Below are 2984 nucleotides of genomic sequence, written 5' to 3' on the forward strand. Positions count from 1 at the left end.
TCGGGGCTGAGTGTGGCGGTGGCGTGGGTGGTCCAGGTGGTGGTGGTGCGGGTGTGGATGGTGAGGGTTTGGTGGCCGGTGGGGGTGGGGGTGGTGAGGTGGAGGTGGAGGTGGGTGGGGGTGGTGGGGTGGAGGGTGATGGGGGTGTGGAGGGTGAGGTCGGTGATGGTGGGGGTGTGGGGGGTGGTGGTGTGGAGGGTGAGGTCGAGTAGGGCGGTGGCGGGGAGGAGGGTGGTGGTGTTGATGGTGTGGTGGTGGAGCCAGGGGTGGGTGGTGGTGGTGAGGGTGCCGGTGTGGTGGGTGGTGTGGTCGGGGGTGGTGATGGTGGTGGTGAGGAGGGGGTGGGGGTGGGTGGTGTGGGTGTGGGGTTGGGGGTGGAGCCAGTAGTGGTGGTGTTGGAAGGCGTGGGTGGGGAGGGTGGTGTGGGTGGGGTTGGTGGTGGTGGGTGTGGGTGGGGTGGTGTGGGTGGTGTGGTGGGTGGCGATGGCGGTGGTGAGGGTGTGGTGTTCGGGGTGTTTGGGGTGGAGGGTGGGGGTGAAGGTGTGGCCGGTGGTGTGGGTGTGGGGTGCGGTGGTGGTGAGGGTGGTGTCGGGGCCGAGTTCGATGTGGTGGGTGGGGGTGTTGGTGAGGTGGGTGAGGGCGTGGTGGTAGCGGACGGGTTGGCGGATGTGTTGGGTCCAGTATTCGGGGGTGGTGATGTGGTGGGGGTCGGCGGGTTGGCCGGTGAGGGTGGAGAGGATGGGGGTGTGGGGTTGGTGGTAGGTGAGGGTGGTGGCGGTGGTGTGGAAGGGGGTGAGGATGGGGTCCATGTGGTGGGAGTGGAAGGCGTGGCTGACGTTGAGGCGGGTGGTTTTGTGGTGGTGGGTGTTGAGTTGGTGGGTGAGGTGTTCGATGGCGTCGTGGTCGCCGGAGATGACGAGGTGGTGGGGGCTGTTGATGGCGGCGATGGTGAGTTGGTGGGGGTATTGGGTGAGCCATTGGGTGGCTTGGGTTTCGGTGAGGTTGGTGGCGATCATGGCGCCGCCGGGGGTGGCGTTTTGCATGTGGTGGCCGCGGGCGGCGACGAGGGTGCAGGCGTCGGGGAGGGTGAGGATGCCGGCGGCGTGGGCGGCGGCGATTTCGCCGACGGAGTGTCCGATGAGGTAGTCGGGGTGGATGTTGTGGTGGGTGAGGAGGGCGTGGAGGGCGGTTTGGAGGGCGAAGAGGGCGGGTTGGGCGTATTGGGTTTGGTGGAGTGCGGGGTGGTTGGTGAAGACGAGGTCGTGCAGGGGGATGTCGAGGTGGGGGTTGAGGTGGGTGGCGCAGGCGTCGAAGGTTTCGGCGAAGGCGGGGTGTCGGGTGTGGAGTTCGGCGCCCATGTGGGGGCGTTGGGAGCCTTGGCCGGTGAATTGGAAGAGGGTTTTGGTGGTGGTGGCGTGGCCGGTGGTGGTGCCGGGGTGGGGGGTGTTGGTGGTGATGGCGTTGAGGCCGGTGAGGAGGTCGTGGAGGGTGTGGCCGGTGATGGTGGCGCGGTGGGGGTGGCGGGTGCGGGTGGTGGCGAGGGCGTGGCTGACGTGGTGGGGTGGTTGGGGGTGGTGGGTGAGGTGGTCGTGGAGGCGTTGGGCCTGGTCGTGGAGGGCGTCGGGGGTGTGGGCGGTGATGGTCCAGGTGAGGAGGGTGTCGGTGGGGGTGGGTTCGTCGGGGGTGGTGGGTTGGGGTTCGGGTTGTTCGAGGATGAGGTGGGCGTTGGTGCCGCTGATGCCGAAGGAGGAGATGGCGGTGCGGCGGGGGCGGTCGTGGTGGGGCCAGGGTTGGGTGGTGGTGAGGAGGGCGACGTTGCCGGTGGTCCAGTCGACGTGGGGGGTGGGTTCGTCGATGTGGAGGGTGGCGGGGAGGAGGCCGTGGTGCATGGCGTGGGTCATTTTGATGACGCTGGCGATGCCGGCGGCGGCTTGGGTGTGGCCGATGTTGGATTTGATGGAGCCGAGCCAGAGTGGGGTGTCGGGGTGGTGTTCCTGGCCGTAGGTGGCCAGGAGGGCGTGGGCTTCGATGGGGTCGCCGAGGGTGGTGCCGGTGCCGTGGGCGTCGACGGCGTCGATGTCGGCGGCGGTGAGGCGGGCGTTGGCCAGGGCGGCGCGGATGACGCGTTCCTGGGCGGGTCCGTTGGGTGCGGTCAGGCCGTTGGACGCGCCGTCCTGGTTGACCGCGCTGCCCCGGATGACCGCGAGGACGGGTCGTCCGGCCCGGCGGGCGTCGGACAACCGCTGCACCACCACCACACCCACACCCTCGCCCCAACCGGTGCCGTCCGCGGACGAGGAGAACGCCTTGCACCGGCCGTCGGGCGCCAGGCCACGCTGGCGGCTGAACTCCACGAAGGTGGTCGGGGTGGCCATCACCGCGACCCCACCCACGAGCGCCGTCGAGCACTCCCGCTTACGCAGCGACTGGGCGGCCAGGTGCAACGCGACCAGCGACGACGAACAGGCGGTGTCCACCGACAGGGCCGGCCCCTCCAATCCGAGCGTGTAGGAGATCCGGCCCGAGGCGAGGCTCGCGAGGCTGCCGTTGGCGACGTAACCCTCGAAGCTCTTCGGCGCCGGTCGTAACCGGGAGCCGTAGTCGTTGTACATCACCCCGACGAAGACGCCGGTGTCGGTGCCGCGCAACGCGTCCGGCGCGATACCCGCCCGCTCCACCGCCTCCCACGACGTCTCCAACAACAACCGCTGCTGCGGATCCATCGCCAACGCCTCACGCGGCGAGATCCCGAAGAACTCCGCGTCGAACCCACCCGCCTCGTGCAGGAAACCACCCTGCCGCGTGTACGACCGACCCACCGCGTCCGGATCAGGATCGTAGAGACCCTCCAGATCCCAACCCCGACCCTGCGGAAAATCACCCACCGCGTCGCGACCCTCGACCACCAGATCCCACAACTGCTCCGGCGAGACCACCCCACCAGGAAAACGACACGCCATACCCACGATCGCGATCGGCTCCCG

General features: G+C 69.0%; 1 protein-coding gene. It reads right to left on the reverse strand.

What is annotated here, in order from left to right; all coding sequences use genetic code 11:
• A partial coding sequence (locus JQN83_RS32525) for a type I polyketide synthase (RefSeq protein WP_208570984.1) occupies nucleotides 1-2984 on the reverse strand: 2984 nt, incomplete at both ends.

The organism is Micromonospora antibiotica, from assembly GCF_017599305.1.
Classification (GTDB): domain Bacteria; phylum Actinomycetota; class Actinomycetes; order Mycobacteriales; family Micromonosporaceae; genus Micromonospora; species Micromonospora antibiotica.